Origin of the sequence: Hymenobacter lapidiphilus, from assembly GCF_003417065.2 — a bacterium.
In the GTDB taxonomy this organism is placed as follows: domain Bacteria; phylum Bacteroidota; class Bacteroidia; order Cytophagales; family Hymenobacteraceae; genus Hymenobacter.
The window spans coordinates 1-18270 of the sequence record NZ_QVLT01000026.1 but is presented as its reverse complement, the minus strand read 5'-3'; the positions used below and the strand labels follow the sequence as shown (position 1 = coordinate 18270).

General features: G+C 58.8%; 18 protein-coding genes and 3 pseudogenes. 9 read left to right on the top strand and 12 right to left on the bottom strand.

Features of this window, described 5'->3' with window-relative positions; translation table 11 throughout:
• Positions 1-37: 37 nt before the first annotated feature.
• The gene (locus tag D0N36_RS14280; RefSeq protein ID WP_116942472.1) at positions 38-1087 is read left to right on the top strand and encodes a DUF1259 domain-containing protein; all 1050 of its coding nucleotides are present in this window, start codon (positions 38-40) and stop codon (positions 1085-1087) included.
• Here the strand turns inward: D0N36_RS14280 and D0N36_RS14275 are convergent.
• Positions 1084-1993, bottom strand: a pseudogene (locus D0N36_RS14275) (IS481 family transposase). The gene D0N36_RS14280 and the pseudogene D0N36_RS14275 overlap by 4 nt on opposite strands.
• 228 nt (positions 1994-2221) lie before the next feature.
• Between D0N36_RS14275 and D0N36_RS14270 the strand changes: the two are divergent.
• The 4 genes from D0N36_RS14270 to D0N36_RS14260 all read left to right on the top strand — a co-directional run bounded on the left by D0N36_RS14270 (position 2222) and on the right by D0N36_RS14260 (position 5770).
• A complete protein-coding gene (locus D0N36_RS14270; RefSeq protein ID WP_116942471.1) occupies positions 2222-2824 on the top strand; it encodes a recombinase family protein in 603 nt (200 codons plus the stop codon).
• Between the two features lie 55 nt (positions 2825-2879).
• Positions 2880-3233 carry a DUF4172 domain-containing protein gene (locus D0N36_RS20120; protein ID WP_317191479.1) on the top strand — a complete coding sequence of 118 codons (354 nt, stop codon included), beginning with the start codon at positions 2880-2882 and terminating at the stop codon, positions 3231-3233.
• 221 nt (positions 3234-3454) lie between these two features.
• Complete coding sequence (locus tag D0N36_RS20115; protein WP_317191478.1) at positions 3455-3988, top strand: Fic family protein; 534 nt, start codon at positions 3455-3457, stop codon at positions 3986-3988.
• Between the two features lie 594 nt (positions 3989-4582).
• Positions 4583-5770, top strand: coding sequence for an amidohydrolase family protein (locus D0N36_RS14260; protein WP_190242684.1), 1188 nt, complete (start codon positions 4583-4585; stop codon positions 5768-5770).
• A 304-nt stretch (positions 5771-6074) separates the two neighbouring features.
• Here D0N36_RS14260 and D0N36_RS14255 read toward each other — a convergent pair whose 3' ends face one another.
• Positions 6075-6533, bottom strand: coding sequence for a hypothetical protein (locus D0N36_RS14255; protein ID WP_116942469.1), 459 nt, complete (start codon positions 6531-6533; stop codon positions 6075-6077).
• A gap of 158 nt (positions 6534-6691) precedes the next feature.
• On the opposite strand from D0N36_RS14255, the gene D0N36_RS14250 reads away from it, so the two are divergent.
• The 4 genes and pseudogenes from D0N36_RS14250 to D0N36_RS20295 form a co-directional block, all read left to right on the top strand.
• Positions 6692-7189 carry a hypothetical protein gene (locus tag D0N36_RS14250; RefSeq protein WP_116942468.1) on the top strand — a complete coding sequence of 166 codons (498 nt, stop codon included), beginning with the start codon at positions 6692-6694 and terminating at the stop codon, positions 7187-7189.
• 105 nt (positions 7190-7294) lie between these two features.
• Positions 7295-7555: pseudogene (locus D0N36_RS14245) on the top strand (transposase); the annotation flags it as partial.
• 27 nt (positions 7556-7582) lie between these two features.
• Positions 7583-8290: an IS3 family transposase gene (locus D0N36_RS14240; RefSeq protein ID WP_116942466.1), complete on the top strand. Its 708-nt coding sequence runs from the start codon at positions 7583-7585 to the stop codon at positions 8288-8290.
• A gap of 12 nt (positions 8291-8302) precedes the next feature.
• Positions 8303-8500, top strand: a pseudogene (locus tag D0N36_RS20295) (integrase core domain-containing protein); the annotation flags it as partial.
• A 20-nt stretch (positions 8501-8520) separates the two neighbouring features.
• Here D0N36_RS20295 and D0N36_RS14230 read toward each other — a convergent pair.
• The 10 genes from D0N36_RS14230 to D0N36_RS14185 all read right to left on the bottom strand — a co-directional run.
• On the bottom strand, positions 8521-10458 hold the full coding sequence (locus D0N36_RS14230; protein ID WP_190242683.1) for an adenylate/guanylate cyclase domain-containing protein: 1938 nt from the start codon (positions 10456-10458) through the stop codon (positions 8521-8523).
• Positions 10459-10499: 41 nt separating this feature from the next.
• Positions 10500-10730: a helix-turn-helix domain-containing protein gene (locus tag D0N36_RS14225; protein WP_116942464.1), complete on the bottom strand. Its 231-nt coding sequence runs from the start codon at positions 10728-10730 to the stop codon at positions 10500-10502.
• 264 nt (positions 10731-10994) lie between these two features.
• Positions 10995-11375: a hypothetical protein gene (locus D0N36_RS14220; RefSeq protein WP_116942463.1), complete on the bottom strand. Its 381-nt coding sequence runs from the start codon at positions 11373-11375 to the stop codon at positions 10995-10997.
• A 107-nt stretch (positions 11376-11482) separates the two neighbouring features.
• The gene (locus tag D0N36_RS14215) at positions 11483-12616 is read right to left on the bottom strand and encodes a Fic family protein (RefSeq protein ID WP_116942462.1); all 1134 of its coding nucleotides are present in this window, start codon (positions 12614-12616) and stop codon (positions 11483-11485) included.
• Between the two features lie 262 nt (positions 12617-12878).
• Positions 12879-13736, bottom strand: a complete 858-nt coding sequence (locus D0N36_RS14210; RefSeq protein ID WP_116942461.1) for a hypothetical protein — start codon at positions 13734-13736, stop codon at positions 12879-12881.
• A gap of 359 nt (positions 13737-14095) precedes the next feature.
• The gene (locus tag D0N36_RS14205) at positions 14096-14389 is read right to left on the bottom strand and encodes a hypothetical protein (RefSeq protein WP_147320911.1); all 294 of its coding nucleotides are present in this window, start codon (positions 14387-14389) and stop codon (positions 14096-14098) included.
• 361 nt (positions 14390-14750) lie between these two features.
• Positions 14751-15206, bottom strand: a complete 456-nt coding sequence (locus tag D0N36_RS14200) for a DUF1569 domain-containing protein (protein WP_116942458.1) — start codon at positions 15204-15206, stop codon at positions 14751-14753.
• Positions 15207-15446: 240 nt separating this feature from the next.
• Positions 15447-16121 (bottom strand): LytR/AlgR family response regulator transcription factor, encoded by a 675-nt coding sequence (locus D0N36_RS14195; protein WP_242478926.1) that lies wholly within the window; start codon positions 16119-16121, stop codon positions 15447-15449.
• Positions 16122-16144: 23 nt separating this feature from the next.
• The gene (locus tag D0N36_RS14190; RefSeq protein WP_190242682.1) at positions 16145-17170 is read right to left on the bottom strand and encodes a sensor histidine kinase; all 1026 of its coding nucleotides are present in this window, start codon (positions 17168-17170) and stop codon (positions 16145-16147) included.
• Between the two features lie 287 nt (positions 17171-17457).
• Positions 17458-18270: alpha/beta hydrolase-fold protein (locus D0N36_RS14185; RefSeq protein WP_199798341.1), on the bottom strand; the 813-nt coding region annotated here is incomplete at its 5' end.

Sequence of the window (18270 nt, the reverse complement as noted above, 5' to 3'; positions counted from 1 at the left end):
AAAAAAGGGCGTATCCCTAAAAATCATTCTAAATCTAATGACCAATTCCCCCATTTCCCGCCGCGACGCCCTACGGGCCGCCGCGCTGTTAGGCACCACCACATTGCTTGGTGGTTCCGAAGCCCTGAGTGCCGCCCCGCAAACTCCTTTGCTGCCGGTCGGTAGTACTCCGGCTTTGAGTACCGCTAGCATTGCGGCCATTGAAAAAGCAATGGGCAAAAAGGGCACGTACGTGGCCGCGCAAGCCACGCACAGTACACCGCTGCCGCGCAATGATTTGAAAGTGAGCATCAAGGGGGAGCCAGTACCCATTGCCTTTGGCTTCGGCGGCTGGGTGGCCATTAAGCACACTTTGGATGGCAACTCGGCCATGCTCATGAGCGACACGGTGCTGTTGCAGGAAGAAGTAAACCCGCTCATATCGGCCGCGCTGGCCCAGGGGCTGGAAATCGGGGCCGTGCATAACCATTTTTTCTATGAGGAGCCCCGCATCTTCTACATGCACATCCACGGCATGGGCAGCCCGGCCGAGCTGGCGCAAAAGTTTGCCGCCGCGCTGAAAGACTCCAAGCTGCTGCCGGCTAACCAGCCCCAACCAGCCGGTGCGCCCGCGGCTGCGGCGGGCAACAACGCCACCCCCGCGGCCGGGCCGCCCACGGGCAAGGAGCTGTTCAACCTGCCGGCCCTGGATAAGATTACCGGTAAACAAGGCACCGTAAACGGCCCCACTTACAAGTACACCGTGGGCCGCGACGACCTGCAGTCGCTGATGATGGGTACGGAAATGACGGCCGCCATTGGCCTGAATTCCTGGGCCGCTTTCGCCGGTAAGCAGGCCGACGCCCACATTGCCGGTGACATCGCCATGCTCGAAGCGGAGGTGAATCCGGTTATCAAAGCGCTGCGCGCCCACAACCTGGAAGTGGTGGCCGTGCACAACCACATGCTCTTCGATGAGCCGCGCATGATGTTTCTGCACTACTACGGCCGTGGCCCGGCCGCGCAGCTAGCCACCGGCTTCCGCGCCGCCCTCGACCAGCTAGGCAAAGCAAAAGCTCCCGGCATGAAGGGTGCCATGAAGCACTAGTTGTATAGTCCCAGAGTGAGGTGGATCGGGTCTCGAGTAAGGTTGGTGAGTTTTTTTTTCCACTGGGCACAGACAAATTCGTGTGGTGTCAGCCCGCGCAAGGTCTTCAAACGCTTGGCGTGGTTGTAGGCGAGTAAAAAGGCTTGTAGGTGCTCGTTGAGCTCTTCGGTGGTCTGGTAGTGGAAGCGCTTGACCGTCGCTTCCTTGATGGTGCGGTTTAGGCGCTCGACCTGGCCGTTGGTCCACGGGTGAGCTGGTTTAGTGAGGCGGTGTTCCACGCCGTATTGCCGGCAGATGCGGTCAAAACTGTGCCCACCCGGCAGGAACTGATGTGCCTGCGGCGTAAACTGTACTCCATTGTCGGTCAGTACAGTGTGCACTTTATAGGGCAGCTTATCGAGCACACGCCGCAGAAATTCGGCCGCCACGACCCGTATGGCCCGCGGGTGGAGTTCGGCAAACGCCACATTACTGGCGGAAGTCAATGGCGACGAACAGGTACTGGCGCCCTTCCTCGGTCTGCACCTCGGCAAAATCGACGTGCAGGTAGCCAATCGGGTAATCTTTGAATTTCTTTTTCGCTGGGCTCTGCCCGTCTTCGTTCAGGGGCAGGCGGCTGACGCCGTGGCGTTGGAAACAGCGGTGCAGGGCCGAACGGGACAGGTGCGGAATCGTGGCCTGCAGCGCGTACAAGCAGTCATCGAGCGCCAGCAGGGTGTGGCGACGAAAGGCCACGGCAATGGCTTCCTGCTCGATGCTCAATACCGTGGAAACCGGCGCCGGGCCCATGCGCGCATCCAAGACGGTGGGGCGCTTGCGCCACTTGGCCACTGTTTTCGGATTGATACTGTAGCGCGTGGCTAGGCTTTGTAGGCTTTCCTGGCTGTGTTGGATAGCGCGCCGTATTGCCTACGTTGTGCGGGCGCTGCCGTGGAGTACTCGTCCCATAGGTGCGTGCGAAATTCCAGCCCGAAAAACACACCATCACACTTTGGGACTATACAGCTAAAGAACTCACAAGTTCTGTGAAGGCCGTAGACAGGGCTTTGCTGCTGTTGTCGAGTTTAAGAAACTCGTCTACCAATCAAAGTTTAGGAAACGCCGTTAGGAGATGAGTTTCGTAAACTCCTCCGCATGAAGATTGGCTACGCCCACGTCTCGACCCGGGACCAGAATGTAGAACTCCAACTCGACGCCTTGACCCAGGCCGGCTGCGAGCTCATCTACCAGGAAAAAGCCTCCGGCGCCTTGGCCGCGCGGGTCGAACTCGACAAGCTCTTGCTCCAGGTGCGCCCGGGCGACACGGTCTACCTCTACAAGCTCGACCGGCTGGGCCGCTCCTTAAAGCACCTGCTCGACCTGGTGGCCGACCTGCAACGCCGGGACATTGGCCTGATTTCGCTGACCGACGCCATCAACACGTCCTCTGTTCAAGGACGGCTGGTGCTCAACCTGTTTGCCTCGCTCGCCGAGTTCGAACGCGAGCTCATCCGCGAGCATACCCTGGCCGGGCTGGCCGCGGCCGCGTGGGTGGGCGCAAGCCCGGCCTCTCGGAAGAAGCCCAGCGCACGGCCCGCGCGGCGGAACTGCTCTTACAACGCCCGCGCGCTGAGCGTCGACGACATGGCCCGGAGCCTGCGCATCTGCAAGGCCACGTTTTACACGTACCTCCACCACCGCGGCGTGACCCTGCGCGTCCAGCCCTTGCCCAGTCCCGTAGCCACCCCCACCACGTGAAAAAGCCGCCGAGGCGGGGGCGTGCGGCGAATAAGGGGTGTATTCACCGCAGATTATGCGGAGATTAGGCTCCTACATTCATCACCGGCCGGAGTGGCCGGCCTTTACCTGGGACCCGGCGGCCCTGGAAGCGCTGCTGGGCGCGGTGCGCCACCGGCAGGGGCGCCTGCTGGGCCGGCTCGAGGCCTTGGGCGTGGACCTGCGGGCCGAACCCACCCTGCGCACGCTCACGCTCGACGTGCTCAAGTCCAGTGAAATCGAGGGCGAGCTTTTACCCCCCGCGTCGGTGCGCTCGTCCATTGCCTGGCACCTGGGGCTCGAACAGGCCGCGCTGCCCCCCGCTGACCGGCGGGTGGAGGGCCTGGTAGCCATGCTGCTCGACGCCACCCAGCAGGCCACCGCGCGCTGAGCGCGGAACGCCTGTTCGGCTGGCACGCGGCCTTGTTTTCCACCGGCTACAACGGCCTGTACCCGGTGCAGGTGGTGGCGGGGCGCACGGGCCCCATGCAGGTCGTGTCCGGGCCGCTGGGCCGCGAGCGGGTGCACTACGATGCGCCCCCGGCCGCGGGCCTGGACGCGCAAATGCAGTAGTTCCTGGCGTGGTTCAACGCGGACCAGGGCCTAGACCCCGTGCTCAAAGCCGGCCTGGCCCATTTCTGGTTCGTGACGATTCACCCCTTCGACTACGGCAACGGCAGCATCGCCCGCGCCATTGCCGACCTGCAGCTGGCCCGGGCCGACGGCAGCGGCCAGCGCTGCTACAGCCTGTCGGCGCAGATCCAGGCCGAGCGCCAAGCGTACTACGACCTGCTCGAAACCAGCCAGCGCGGTTTCCTGGACGTCACGCCGTGGTTGACGTGGTTCCTGAAATGCCTGGGCCGGGCCCTGCACGCCGCCCAACACACCCTGGGCCAGGTGCTGGCCAAGGCACGGTTCTGGGAGCGCCACCAGCCGACGCCCTTCAGCGAACGACAACGGCAACTGCTCACGCGGTTGCTCGACGGCTTCGAGGGCAAGTTCACCACGGCCAAGTGGGCGCGTATGGCCCATTGTTCGCAGGACACGGCCGGCCGCGACATCGCCGACTTGCTGGCCAAGGGCGTGCTGGTGCACGAAGGCGCCGGCGGGCGCAGCACCAGCTACCGGTTGGCCGCCGAAGCGTAACCACCCCCGTGGGGCTCGTGGCGGCAACCAGAGAAGCAAATAAAAGGAACGGGAGCCCAAACGGTTCCGGGGCCTATCCCGCTACCTGGAATCCTTGCTACGGATGGATACCCATACTGCACGTAATACTGCGCGCTAGGGCGATCAACAATTGAGTGATGTGGTGCAGGAGACCTCGCATATTCTTAGCGGATGGATTTAGTTAGAAACAGTCCAGGAGCAATAGTAACGGATTGCTGGCAACTAGCGACGGCACTCTACTGGGACCGGAAAGCGAAAACGGCCCGCTGCGGGCGGGCTCCCTTCGCGGAGTCGGCGCTTAACGTAGCATCTGTTATTGGACGACTCTGGAAATATGCACGGGTTTTGGCCTAGCATTTCTACTACCTTTGTATAGCATATTTCCTAGTTAAAGGACGACCTAGGAGGCGGAAATTATTGCCTGTTTAGGGCCCTCACACATACCACTACCCACCCCGTTTTATGCGTATTTTAGTCCTTGCCCTGTTGACCATCGGGCTGCTTGGCCGCAGTGAACGGAGTTGGTCCCAGGCGGCTACTCCCTTGGCAATCACCGAGGTAAACGTGATTCCAATGAACCAAGACACCGTGCTACGCCGGCAGACGGTTCTCATCGAACGGGGACGAATCAAGGCTATCGGGGCGGCAAGCCAGGTTAAACTACCGGCTGGGGCTGTGCGGCTCGATGGCCGAGGCAAATACCTACTACCCGGCCTGATAGACATGCACGCGCATTTGCCGGGCAAGGAGGGCACCTTGCATCCGTTGAACACGTATTTTCGGCTTCAACTCGCGGCCGGTGTGGTGGGTTTGCGCAGTATGCGGGGCGATTCCAGCCACCTGCACTGGCGCGACAGCCTGCGCCGCACTGCCGCCTTGGCCCCCCGCCTTTACCTCGGTTCTCCCGTATTCAACCGCGACCAAAGCTATTCCGCCCGGAAAGGCCGGGTCTTGCTGGCGCGCTACCAAGCCAGCGGCTACGACTTTGCCAAATACTTGGGCGGCCTGACAGCCCCGCACTACGACTCGCTGCTGACGGATGCCCACCAGTTGGGGTTCAAAGTGGCCGGGCATGCGCCCCGCAGCGGGCTGCGCGGGGCCGTCGCCGCCCGCATGGCTTCCGTGGAGCACATTGAAGCCGTCGTAGAGGCCTTCCTGCAGGACTCGGTGCAGTTCCGGCAGCTGGCCCGGCAAATGGCGGCCGACCGCATCTTTACCTGCCCCGATTTATATTGGTACGAGGTCAGCTGGCTTCAGTATCCCCTCGACTATTTGCAGCGCCTGCCGGGCTTGGCCTACGTCAGTCCACCGGTACGCCAGGAGTGGCAGGAATGGTGGACGGCCGAAAACCAGCAGCTCAAGCCGGGCGGCTCCCCTACGGCGGCTTTCACCCAGCTCACGGCGGCGCTGCGGACGTACGGCCAAGCGTTTCGCATCCTGCATAAGGCCGGGGTCCAGTTTCTGATTAGCCCCGGTGATGGCCCGTTTGTGGTGCCTGGTTACAGCATGGCGCAAGAATTGGGCTTGCTCGTAAAACTGGGCCTGAGCCCCTACGAGGCGTTGCGGGCGGCGACCTACAATGCGGCCGTCTGGCTGGGCGAGCAAGACCAACGCGGTACCCTGGTACCCGGCAAAGCCGCTGACCTGGTGCTGCTTGATGCCAACCCCTTAGAAAACATTGCCAACATAGGCCGCGTGCGTGGGGTGGTGCTGAACGGGCGCTGGGTACCCGTGGCCCAATTGCTGCCCACCCAACCCTAATGGCTAAGGCTACTTTATCGAACCAACTTTGCTGGCGGCGTTCACCATTTTACATCTTGTGGACGACTAATCGCAGCACGTAAACTCCTCCTTATTTGCCGCACCCTGGCCCTACTCTGCGTCTGAAGTTGGGTAGCCACCAAGCCCTGTACATTGCACGGAAGAGGAGTCTACGAAACTCATCTCTTTGGCGCATTTCGTAAACTACGAATTGCAGACAAGTTTCTTAAACTCATCACGCGCTGCAGGGGCATCAGAGCATTAGAGATTCAGTCAGTTTCTCTCGTTCACGAAAAGGAGCGTTCTAATAGTCCAGGAGTACTTCTTCATACACCTGCACCCTGTTGTGGTCTGCCGAATCCATTAGCGGTGAGCCTATGTCTCCGCTGATTTGCAGCCATGCACGGATAATCGAGGCCTCGTCTGCACAGGGGGTGATGGGGGCCCTGAACGGTAAGGCTTCATGCAGCACGCTTATGAAGTTAAACCGCAGCTGCCCTGCCTGCGGGTCGTGCCAGAGGTAGTAGCGCAGCCCGCTGGGCTGCCCGCACTGGGCGAGTTGCTCGCGGCGGTTACGCTTGACGCGCTGCAAAAAGGCCTGGACCTCTTCGGGCGCAATCACCCCGGCCAGTTCCTCGCTCACGCCGATGGTCCACATGTTTTCGGCAATCTCTTTATCCAGTTCCTCCCGCGAGGCGGTCAAGTACACCTGGTCGGTTACGATGGACTCTAAGTCCTGGAAGTAGGCTTCTTTACTGTTCATAGGCACGGGTTAACCTTTTGCTGCAGGAAGCACCGGCACGAAAGGTATCGCTTCCTCGCGTTTACCGAAAGGGTCCGAAGCTAAACGCGCTCTGTTCAATTGAAGGAGGGTCTCGCTACATCGCGTTGCCTAACGCGGCACTTGGGCTACCTTTCCCTATGGAAAAGACTGCCTGCCCCGACTTGGCGGCGGTGGCCACGGCGGGCCTGCTGTGGCTGCTGGCCGGTTGCCAGCCGCACGAACCCGAAGCCCGTGCCCTCGCTCCCCTGAGCACTGACTTAATGGGACGGTGGCGCTATGATTCGGCTGGGGCCGCCTTTTACGACCGCCGGGGCCACTTTTCCCACCGCTTCATGGACCCGCTCCCACCGGGCGCGTGGCTGACCATCGGGCCGAAGCAGTGGACCTACTCGGGCAGCGTGCGAGAAGCGCATGCCTACATCCGGCAGGGAAATACGGTGCGGGTGCGCCGCGTGGTGGACACGGCCTTGGTGCGTGCGGGCCACGCTCGTCGGGAAGAGGTAGGTGCTTTCATTGGGTTGGCCGATACCCTCTTGCTGACCACCCTCACCCGTCATCGGCTCGTCCTCCGCGACAGTGCAACCGACCCTGATGGCGCGTTAACCCGGGTCTGGCGCTATTATTACTCCCGTTAAGGGGCAGCGACAACAAGGCGAGGAATAGGCGTCACACGTTCACTTTAACGGTCTTATCTTTCGACAGTCATGAAAGACAGCTCCTAACCCGCCAAACGTCGGCGTTATGACGCCTCCTTCCGCGCCGAGGTCCTGCGTCTGGCGTGCGAGAGCCGCTCGATCCAGGCCGCGGCCCGCGCCCTAAATATCAGCCCCAAGCTTCTCTACAAGTGGCAGAAAGAAGCCCTGATGCCCGTCGCGGCCGTAGCCGGGGCCGATTTGGACCCGGCTACGGCCGCCGAGTTGCGCCAGCTGCGGGCCTTATCCCGGCGGCAGGCTCAGGAACTAGCCATTTTAAAAAAAGCCATTGCCAGTTGCCTGCTTTAAGCGCAGGCTCTCGCAGACCGACACCCTATGCGCCGCTACCGTTTCATCAATAAGCAGCGGAGCCAGTATCCGGTGCGCCTGCTCTGCCAGGTAGTAGCCGTGCCAGCCAGCGGCTACTACGCTTGGCACCACGCGCAACAGCAGGCCGTAACGCAGCCGGAGCCGGCCTGGGAAACGGCGCTGGTAAAGGTCTTCGGGGCGCACAAGCGCTGTTATGGTACGCGCCGCCTGCAGGTAGCACTGCGCAAAAAGGGGCACCGGGTTGGCCACCAGCGTCTGCGAGCGACCATGCGCCGCCGGGGTCTGCGCGCGCTGCAGCCCAAGGCCTTTACCCCGCGCACCACGGATTCGACCCACGGGCTGCGCTGCGCCCTGAATCGGCTGCTCGGCCAGCCCAAACCCGGCCAGCCCAAACCCGTCCAGGCCAACCGGGTCTGGGTCAGCCGTGGCATCATGTATCTGCCCCTGGCTAACGGCGATTGGACTTATCTGTGCGCTTTTCAAGACATGGCCAGCAAGCAGGTCGTGGGCTGGCAGGTTGGGGCAACGATGCCCTGGCAACTGGTGACCAGCGCCTTGCAGCGCGCCTTTTGGTCCCAGCTGCCCGCGCTGGGCCTGCTCGTGCACTCCGACCGCGGCGGGCAGTACTGCGGCAAGGCCTATCGGCAACTGCTGCACGACCACCAGGCGCTACGCTCGCAGAGCCGCCGCGGCGACTGCTACGATAATGCCTAGGCCGAAAGTCTCTGGTCGCGCCTCAAAACCGAAGTACTCGAAGTCCGCGAGCGGCCTGTTTTTGCTGACCTAGCCGATGCCCAGCGCAGCGTCGCCGACTATTTCGACTACTATAATTACGAACGGCTGCACTCCAGCATCGACTACCAGACACCGTATCAAACTCATCAACAGCTCCTTCCACTTAACGCCCTAAACTGTCCAGCGTAACTAGACCACCTCAACCCTAATTAGGCCACGAGCTGAGCTACGCTGCACTTCTCAACGAAGTACATGGCTGCCTCACCTTTGCCCTTCGCCTGGACGTAGCCTCTGTATTCAAACGAAAAGCAGTCTTCGTCTTTGATGATCTGGTACAGCGTCTCGCTGATATTTACTTTCCCGACCATGCCGCTGCTCTCCATCCGGCTGGCCGTATTGACCGTGTCCCCCCATACGTCGTACTGGAACTTCCTCACCCCGACGATCCCGGCAACGATCGGCCCAATGTGGATGCCCAGTCTCATTTCAAAGGCGGGGCGATTTGTCCGGTGGGCCTCCAGGGCTCTATTCCTGATAAACGCCTGCATCTCAAGTCCTGCCAACACGATGTTTCTGGTTGAGTCCTTGTCCGCCTTAGAAATGCCCCCTGCCGCCATATAGGCGTCACCTATGGTTTTTATCTTCTCGATCTGGTATTTCTCTGTAATCAGGTCGAATGCTTTGAAGCATATATTTAGCTCCTCAACCAAGCTCTGGGGAGTCATCTTCTCGGCGGTCTGAGTGAATGACTTGAAGTCGGTGAACAGGATCGACACCAGATCATAATCCCGGGCACTCACCTTGCCCTTCTCCTTGAGTTCCTCCGCAATTTCTTCCGGAAGGATGTTTAGCAATAAAGTATCGGATCGGTCCTTCTCGGTTTGTAATGCCGACTTTGACTTCCTGGTATAGTTTAGCCGGTTCCACAAGCCAGCCGCAATCAGGAGCATAAAGCACAGCGAGATGACGATGATGTTTCTGCTCTTCTCTCTGCGCCGTACCTCCTCTTTGTGCTTGAGCTGAACGACGTATTCTTTTTTGACGTAGGCAATGCTATCGACCAACTGCTGCTGCTGGAACTCCATGCCCATCATCTTATTGGACGTTTCCGCTAAGTTCAAGCTGTCCCCGTACGCATTGGCTTGCTCATAATAGCGCAGTGCTTGCTGATTGTTACCTAATGACTTATGTGCCCGATACAGGCAATCACACCCCCCCTTCTTTTGGGACAGAGACCCCAGTTTTTCGGCCAATCTCAACCCCTCTTGGCATTTCACTAGTGAACTCCTGTTCTTTCCCAACATGTGCATAATGCCGCCAATGGCAATCTGCGATTCACTTTGGTACTGCAATCTGCCTACTTCGTTTGAATAGGCCAAGCAACGAGTGTAATAGGGCAAGGCTCGGTTGTAGTCTGACTTACTATAGAACAAATCACCTAAACTAGCGAGTGCTCTGATTTGCAATTGCTTATCCTTCTCCTCATCTGCAATTTGTAATGCTTTGGTAAGGTTCTCGAAAGCACTATCGTACCTTCCTTCTTTGGCATACACATTCCCTATTGGTATTAGGGTTTCGCAAATGTTTTTCTGATCGTTCAACTTTCTATGAAGAGCATACGATTTGCGAAAGTATTCCATCGCATTCTTGTAGTCCTTACCCTCCATGTAAATCAGCCCTATGTTTCGAATAGCTACACCCAGATTTTCCTTCTCTCCAACTTCCTCAAACATAACAATAGCTTGCTTGTAATAATCTAATGCTTTGAGATAGTTTCCAGAGGTATTATACACACTGCCTATGTTATTTAGAAGTGAGGCCACTCCTTTTTTATATCTAGCTTTTTTGTGTGACTCAATGCTCTTCTTGAAGAAGAGTATTGTTTTGGAATAGTCGCCTTGATAATAATGTATTACTGCAATGTAGTTGAAGCAATCTCCTGTTTTTTTGTGATTATCAGTGAGGCCATATAGTTCGATACTTTTTTGGAAAAGCGGCAGCGATTGCTCGTATTTTTGAGAATTCAAATATTTTTCGCCAAGACTAAAAAGACTATCGGCTTCGGTTTGGCTATTAGAGGAATTCGCCACTTTATTGACCTGTGTGGAGTCCGATTGCGCATATAGCAATTCTCCTGGTCCTTTCACCAGAACCAGGAGAATTAGTACTATATATATTCGAAATATTCTCATGGCTGTTGCACAAGCAGGGTGTGGTCAAGGGAAGCAGGGGCCATTCCGTGGCCGAAGAGGTAGAGTACTTGGTTGACTTTGTCTAGCCGGGGCGTGGGTTTACCCTGCTTGTGCAACAGTTCACGCACGAAGCGCAGCCCAACGCCGGCTTTAGCCGCCATTGTGGGCTCGGACAAGTGCAACAGTTCACGCTGCTGCTTGACAAATAAGGCAAGGGAAAACAGCATGGCAGCGCCCGAGCGGGTGTACAAATGGGCGGAGCAACAGATTTTATCCCCGATCGGGGACGAATATAACCAGCTATTTGTCAACCGTACCTGAACGTGTATAGGCTATGCGCCTAAATCAGAATCCTTTCGAAGAGTGGCTTAAAGGTTTCAACAAAGCTGCCTTTAGTGGATGTTGTGCTACCCCCACATTCTAGTATGCGGTGTTAACTACTGCTGCGCGCCGTTCACCAAAAGGAGGGTTAAACTTCTATGTTCCTTTCTTCACCAGCTTGCAAAAAACAGGCTTTCGCCCTCGACAAAGTTGTCAATAAAGTTCTGTCGGAAGTTCTGCTGCAACTGTTCTAACGTGCTGATGTGGTCAGCCTTGAGGTATGCATATGCCTTTTTCACACTGGCCAAGTCGAAATAAAGCTTATCATTCTGAAAGTCTTGATAAAACGCACTGTTCATGCCTTTCCGTTGGTACCCTTTGTCCTGGAAGTAGATACCCTTCGTATTCGCTTCTTCTTCGTCTACCGCCGCTAGAAGGGCGTGATGTTTTTCGACAAAGCCGGGCGAATCACCCAACTCCGCTACGGTAAAATAGTCGAGTACCTCGGTCGTCTTCGGACAAGGAACAACGTGGTATATGTCTAACCCCATGAGTGATAATAACGGAAGGTGTACTCGGTCGCTTGCCGCTAAAGCACAAGTTTAGCCAAACGGTCAATTTTCTAAAGGATGCCAGTTTGCCCCTAGGGCTTAGGGCACTAATCTTCCAGAATGCTGTACAACTCGCGGTTGACGTAGTAATGATTGCCGCCAATGGTCTGCTTTTCCAATACCTGCAGTTGCACCAGCTTGTTCAGGTAGTCCCGGGCTGTGTTCTCGGCATAGGTCCGGTCCTCGGTCAGGTGCTTGACGCGGGTAATGGGCTGGGTGAAGATTTTCTGCACCAACTGGTCGGGGCGGCGCAGGTTCTTCTGGCCCGCGACCACTTCCCCGATGGCGTCGCGGGCGGCCAGGATGCGGTTGATTTTGTCAAAGGTCAGGTTCGCCGTGACTTCCACGGCTTTGAGCATGTACAGCAGCCAGGCTTGCCAGTCTCCGCGCTGCGAGACGCCGGCCAGGGCCCCGTAGTACGCCTCCTTGTGGGCGACGATGTAGCGGCTCAGGTACAGAATCGGGTAGTCCAGCAGCCCTTTGTGCACCAGGTAGTGGATGTTGAAAATGCGCCCCGTGCGCCCGTTGCCGTCCCGGAACGGGTGGATAGCTTCGAACTGAAAGTGCCCAATGGCCATCTTGAGCAAGGGGTGCAGCGGGTAGGCGTGGTCGTCGTTGACAAAGGCCAGCAGGTTGTCCAGCTTGGCTTCCACCACGCCCGCGCCCCGGGGCGGGGTGTAGACGGCCTTTCCGGCGTTGTAGCCGCTGCCGCCCTGGCGGATGATGGTCGAAGAAAATGGGGGGCGGATGCCTTCCTCGACCTGCTTGATTTCGCGGAACATGCGCACGAAGTAGTCGCGGGTAAAGCCGGCTTGCGTTTGCAGGTACGCGTGGCCGCTCCACAGCGCCTCGCGGTAGCGCAACACTTCCTTGGCCGGTCCCTCGGCCTGCTCGGCCGCGGTTTCGCTGAAGGCGCGGTACAACTCGTCGTCGGTGGTGAAGATGTTCTCAATCGCGCTGGAGGCCTTTGCTTCCTGTAAGCTGATGGAATTCACCAGCAGCCCCTGGTTAGGAACGGCCACGCTGCGGCCGTGCAACCGCCCCAGGGCTTCGCGGGCATGGCCGAGTTGCTCGAGCACTTCGGGTGTGCGCCACAGTTCTTGGGCAAGGGGCAGATCCGGCAAGGCATTCCAGGGCACGTCCCGGCTGGGGTTAATAGCGTACAGGGGCTGTATTGGCATTAAAACGCGGAGTAAATAAGGTTAGCGGGCGTACCCGGCCGTAAATGTAGCCCAAACATCTATTTAAAACATTAAAAACAACCCTTTTTAATGTCAGCCCCTCATCTAGGCCTTAAAGCAGCTTCTTCTCCCCTTCGAAGATGAAAGTAGCGCTTGGGGACACACACGACCTTCTACAGTAGTTCACCGAAAGGAGCCATTCGGTGGCCCATAGTAGCTGAGTAGGAGTTGATGTGATCCGGCGATGGTCCTTTTCCGGTGGCTACACTATGTTGCGGCCGGTTTGCGTGATGGTCACGTCCCGGCCCACTACTTCCAGGCAATGCATGGCCTCAAGTTTGGCCAAGGCACTACTAATCTCTTCTTGCGAGAGAATACCGCTGTAATGCTGCACAAGCTGGTCAATCGTCTTCGGGCTGGGGATCGGGTAGTTCAGGTGACGTAGTAAGGAGTCATCGCGATAGCTAATCCCCCGCTTGAAGTAGATTTTGTAAATGGAACCGTCTGCTATGGCTCCTCGAGTCGTATCCCAGCCATCAAACAGGATTCTTATTTCGCGATGCCGCTCATGCCATTTGAGTTCTAACTCGTAGGTGACGCCCTGGTAGGCCATGTGCTCAAAGTGGTAGGAATGGCTCTTGCGACTCTCTTTTTCCGCCGGTTTGTAGCACGCTAGCTTCTTTTCCAGTGCTTCGGCCAAGTGGGCCTGGATTTCTACCAAAGCGTTATGCTCCAGCGTTATGACGTGAATTGTAGGCGGAGCAGCACCTAGTAATAAGGAGGGGTCGACGTAAGGTGCAATGGCAAAACTGTCGAACTGGCTCACGTATCCTACCGAACGGTACACCCCGTTATTGTACACATAAAGGTTAACGCCGTCGTCACACGGTTGCTCATGCTGGATGTGCGCCTTTTGCTCCCGTTTGAGGTGACAGGTATAGCAGATGTGCTTTGGCAGGTAGGGACTATCCGTGGGAAAGCCAAGCTTGCCACAATCATCACAGGCCCTCGCCTGCTCCCGCTCGGTCCAGCGGGGCCAATCGAGATCGGGTTCTTCCGACGGTAAGTAGAGGGTCAGGCCATACTTCGCCTGAGTTTGCTGCACAAACGTTTTGACCAATTCCGCCTCGGGTCAAGGGGGCACGTGGCCGTTGAAGAGGCGAATATCAGTACCCAGCACGACGGTGCCTAAGGCGTGGCATACGGTTTTCTTCAGGGGCCAAACACTCTTTTCCACATACACGCTCACGCATAAATACCAGCCCTGCGTGTCGCCATCCCACAGCGCTTCTAGGACCCTCGGCGTTCCGCCCACCTGTAGCAGAGCTTGTTCCAAGGATGCAAGTGACGTAATAGCGGCCATAGAGTGAACAAATATGATATGAGGTGCGAAAGGAAGGTAAGGTGACCGATATTACTCAATGTGTTCACGAAAAGGGTCCGATGGTAAACGGGGCCCACTCAGAAAAAGGAGGGTAACTAACCTTCGAAAGGCGGAACCTGCACCTGCGGCAAGTAGCGCCGGTTGAGGTACGCCAGGCGCTCGGATGTGAGGGCCACGGGAGCCACGCGCAGTTCGGTGCGAACCAGATCGAGAAAGGTTTGCTCTTGGGTCGACACCTCCGCGGGCGCTACGCCGTAATATGCCACGGTGCGGGGGGCATCGTAGGCCAATTGTTCAAGTTCAAACCAGCCCATTCGGCTCCCAATGCCCAAAAACTCCGCCAAGGTTTCGGCCACCACCACGTTCGTCTCCGCTATGGGCACAGTCATGACCACCGGGCCAGCGGCGGTTTCGTCGCGGGCGTTGAGCAGGCCAAAGTGGACACCATCGCCCCCCGTGCTCGCGAAGCTGAGCGTGTTCGTTGGCGTACAGGGATAGGCGCCGCTTTCCAAGGGTCGCAGGGGATGCAGCCCGCAGTAATCCACGTATCGGAAGGCGTTGCGCCCCCACCGAGTCTTTATTATATCGTCTAGGGCGAAAAACTCTTTAATTGTCAACATGGCAGCGCAATACGGTAGAGCACCAGAGCAAAGATGCCTAACCAGAGGTAGTGCAGAAGAGAAGGCCAGTCTGTGTTCATTTGAACGGTACTGTCTTAGACACACCGCAGTCGGTTCAAGGAAGGGTTTATTACACCCCGAACTGCCGCAAATGGTGGTCTAGGTGCTTCCAGGTGACCTCCCCAAACTCCTGGGCCGTCAGATGACCGAACACGGGATGCTCCACCCCCTGCGGGCCGTATTTTTCGCGCTCCAGTAAGCCCAACAATACGTCACGGTCCGCTTCGAAGGTGGTCGGCAGGGTCATGCCTGCCTCGGCATCCAGTTCTTTTAACGTGCGCATGCCCGGCTTGAAGGCCTTCAGGCGCGATACGACCAGCCACTTCACCAGTGGTTTAATAAAACCGGGCAGGCGCGTCGAGTTCACCGCTTTCTCCCCGCGACTGACGCGCAGTTGGTCGGTGCAGTGCACCACCATTTGGCCGGCCGTCATTTTGCCCCAGTGACGGACGCTATCCGGTCGCAGCTGTTGGATGCGTGCGCACAAGGCGTCATTGTCACTGGCGGTGAGAAAGTTAGAGCTCATGGGGCAAAAAAAGGATTGATGGAAAAGGGCGGCTCCTGGTGGCAAGTCTTGCACTGGGCGAAAGGTCTCATGGATTTGGCTTTGCGTTCATCGAAACGGTGGTGGCTTAAACGCGCTCCGTTCAAAAATAGGAGCCTCACTCTTCAATTTTTTGGTGCAGCGTGAGCAAGTGGCAAGCAACACTAGTCCCGACACTAGAAATCACGAAAGCGGATGTACACACCAAGCACCTGAACCTAGCTACAGTCTGCCGTAGAAGGCACTTCGATAGGCATCCCCGACGGGAATTACTCGGGCATCACTGCCGGCGACCTGGATGAGGATGCGGCTGCGCTCCACGGTGTGGATGTGGGCCAGCGACACGATGTACGACTTGTGCACGCGCACAAACGTTGATGCCGGCAGGCTCACCTCCAGGCTGTTGAGCGTTTGCCGGGCAATAATCTTCTCCGTCGCCGTGTGAATCACGACGTAGTTTTGCAAGCCTTCCAGGTAGCGCACCTCCGCCAAATCGACCCGCTGCATCCGGTGTTCGGTTTTGACAAACAGGTAGGGACGGGGCGCTTCGGCCGCCACCGGGCGCAGCCGCCGGTGCGCCTTTTGCACGGCTTGGTAGAACCGCTCGAAGGAAATGGGCTTAAGCAGATAGTCCACCACGTCGTGCTCGAACCCGTGGAGCGCGTAATCGGCGTAGGCGGTCGTGAGCACCACCTGCGCCCGCCGGTCCAACGCCTGCAGGAACTGCAGGCCGGTGAGTTGCGGCATCTGGATGTCGAGAAAAATCAGCTCGACGCGCCGTTCCCCGACCCAGTTCAGGGCCTCCACCGGACTTTCGCTGCGGCCTGCCAGCTGCAGCGCCGGCACCTGCGCCACGTAGTCGGTCAGCAGGTCGAGGGCCAGCGGTTTGTCGTCCACCAGCAGGCACGGAATCGGGTCGGTCATAAGTCGAGGCGGAGGGTCACTTGAAAATCAGCGGGCGATTCGGTCACGGTCAGCGTGTGCCGGGCGGGGTAGAGCAGCGCCAGCCGCCGCCGCACGTTGGGCAGCCCGATGCCCCCCAGCTGGTCTTTCTGGTGCGCGTTCTTGGCGTTGCGCAAGCAAAATTCCAGGGCCGTCGCCGTCAGATCGAGGTGGAGCGTAACGGGCCGCGCGGCGTCGGTCAGCACCCCGTGCTTGAACGCGTTTTCTACGAACGACACCAGCAGCAGCGGGGCGATGGTTTGCCCGTTGAGCGTGCCCCGCACCTGGTAGTCGAGGTGCAGGTTGCCCTTGGCGCCGAGGCGTTGCAGCTCAATCAACCCGTCCAGGTAGTCCAACTCGCGGCGCAGCGGCACCCGGTCGTGGCGGGATTCGTGCAGCATGTAGCGCAACAATTCGGAGAGCTTGAGCAAGGCCCCCGGCGCGGCGTCCGACTTCTGGTACACCAGCGCGTAGATGTCGTTGATGGTGTTGAACAGAAAGTGCGGGTTCAGCTGCGAGCGCAGAAAGGTCAGCTCGGCGGTGGTGTTGGCTTGCTGGGTTTCGCGCCGCCGCCGTTCCGCCAGTAAATGATGCCGGACAAAGGCGTACAGCAACCCGTAGAGCACGTAGTCAAAGTAATACCGGACGCTGTTTTCCACATACCATTGCGCGGTAAAGGCGGTGTTCTGGCCGTAGTTGTCGAAGCCGAGCAGGGGTTTGAACACGTGAAATTCGAGCCCGTACCGCACGCCGGTGATGAGTAGCAGGGCCAGCAGCAACCCACCCGCCGCCCAAGCCAGGGGCCGCCAGCCCCACGGTTGCGCCAGCAACGGCCGGGCGGCCAGCCAGCTCGACGAGTAGAATGCTGTCGCGTTGATGAGCGAGTAACCCAGTCCTATCAGCCAGTACGTGAGCACCGCCGTTTTGGGAACCGGGTAGGCTGGCGCATCCAGCATTGCCACCACGTCCTGGACGAGCAGCAAGGCCCAGACCACTAGGTGCACGGGCCATTCCGGAAAGAGGCACGGTCGGACAGCCATCATTGATTCGGTGAGGCGGCGGTGGGGAATGTCTGGCTCAAGTACGTGAGGATTTCGGGAAAGAACTGCTTAAAATTCGGTTGGGTACGCCGGCCGCTGTACTTCGCCGCGATTACGTCGGCAATGTCGCTCGCGTAAGGGAAATCGCCGACCGTTTTCTTAAACTCAGCTCACCGGCCTCCTGCCAATGGGGCCAGAGTCAGACGAGCTACGGCGCAGCCGTCAGGGGCCGCGCCGCGCCCACCGCGGGACTAGTACCGCTTGCTTGGTTTTACGGTGGTGCTCCGCAGCGCCTGCCGCAGCAGCGCGAGCCCCTCGGGGCGGTACAAAAAGCCGTGGCCGCCTTTGTCTTTGGGCACGGTCTGAAGAACCCAATTAGGCCGGCCGGCGCGGTTGGCGTCGTAGGCGGCACGCACGGCAGCGTAAGCGTAGATGTCGTCGTCCTGGGCACTTACCATCAACACGGGCTTGGTTTTGCCGAGCGGGCCATAGCTTGACTGGGCCAGTAGCAGTTTAGGGGCGGGCGCCAGGGCCACGTAGCGGCTGAAGGGCGCGGCCGGCTGCGCGGCAAACCAGAGGGCCGCCGAGCCGCCGTTGCTTATGCCCACGAGCGTGGTCCGGGCCGGGTCAGTGCGGTAGCGGGCGCGCACGGCCGTGACGATGCGCAGCACCTGGGCAAAAGCGGCCGGCTGGTCCACCCAGCCAAAGCTCGTCCGACCGAACGGATACACCACCAGCGCATCGGCCGGCGCGGCGGCAAAAATAGGCTCCGGCGTGACCGCGTCGGGGTTGGTGTGCTGGAACTGCGGCGTGCTGACCACCCCGCCGTGCAGAAATACCACCACCGGCGCCGGCCGGGCGGGGTCGTAGCCGGCGGGTACCCGCACCAGGTAAGGCATCCGCACCGTGTCGCCGGGCACTGGGCTGAAGTAGAGCGCGAAGCCCGCCAGCGCCGGGGCCACGCGGCCCTGCTTGCGGTCGGCGCTCGAGGGCAACGGCAGGGCTCGGGCCTGCGTTTCGCTCAGCCAACGGGCGCGGCGGGCCTGTTCGGCCACCGCCTGCTC

Coding starts and splice junctions, on each gene's coding strand:
- D0N36_RS14220 (WP_116942463.1), bottom strand. CDS start 11,375: ATGGGGTTAGACATATACCACGTTGTTCCTTGTCCGAAGACGACCGAG.
- D0N36_RS14200 (WP_116942458.1), bottom strand. CDS start 15,206: ATGAGCTCTAACTTTCTCACCGCCAGTGACAATGACGCCTTGTGCGCA.
- D0N36_RS20120 (WP_317191479.1), top strand. CDS start 2,880: ATGCGGAGATTAGGCTCCTACATTCATCACCGGCCGGAGTGGCCGGCC.
- D0N36_RS14260 (WP_190242684.1), top strand. CDS start 4,583: ATGAACCAAGACACCGTGCTACGCCGGCAGACGGTTCTCATCGAACGG.
- D0N36_RS14280 (WP_116942472.1), top strand. CDS start 38: ATGACCAATTCCCCCATTTCCCGCCGCGACGCCCTACGGGCCGCCGCG.
- D0N36_RS14205 (WP_147320911.1), bottom strand. CDS start 14,389: ATGACTGTGCCCATAGCGGAGACGAACGTGGTGGTGGCCGAAACCTTG.
- D0N36_RS14270 (WP_116942471.1), top strand. CDS start 2,222: ATGAAGATTGGCTACGCCCACGTCTCGACCCGGGACCAGAATGTAGAA.
- D0N36_RS14250 (WP_116942468.1), top strand. CDS start 6,692: ATGGAAAAGACTGCCTGCCCCGACTTGGCGGCGGTGGCCACGGCGGGC.
- D0N36_RS14240 (WP_116942466.1), top strand. CDS start 7,583: ATGCGCCGCTACCGTTTCATCAATAAGCAGCGGAGCCAGTATCCGGTG.
- D0N36_RS14255 (WP_116942469.1), bottom strand. CDS start 6,533: ATGAACAGTAAAGAAGCCTACTTCCAGGACTTAGAGTCCATCGTAACC.
- D0N36_RS14215 (WP_116942462.1), bottom strand. CDS start 12,616: ATGCCAATACAGCCCCTGTACGCTATTAACCCCAGCCGGGACGTGCCC.
- D0N36_RS14225 (WP_116942464.1), bottom strand. CDS start 10,730: ATGCTGTTTTCCCTTGCCTTATTTGTCAAGCAGCAGCGTGAACTGTTG.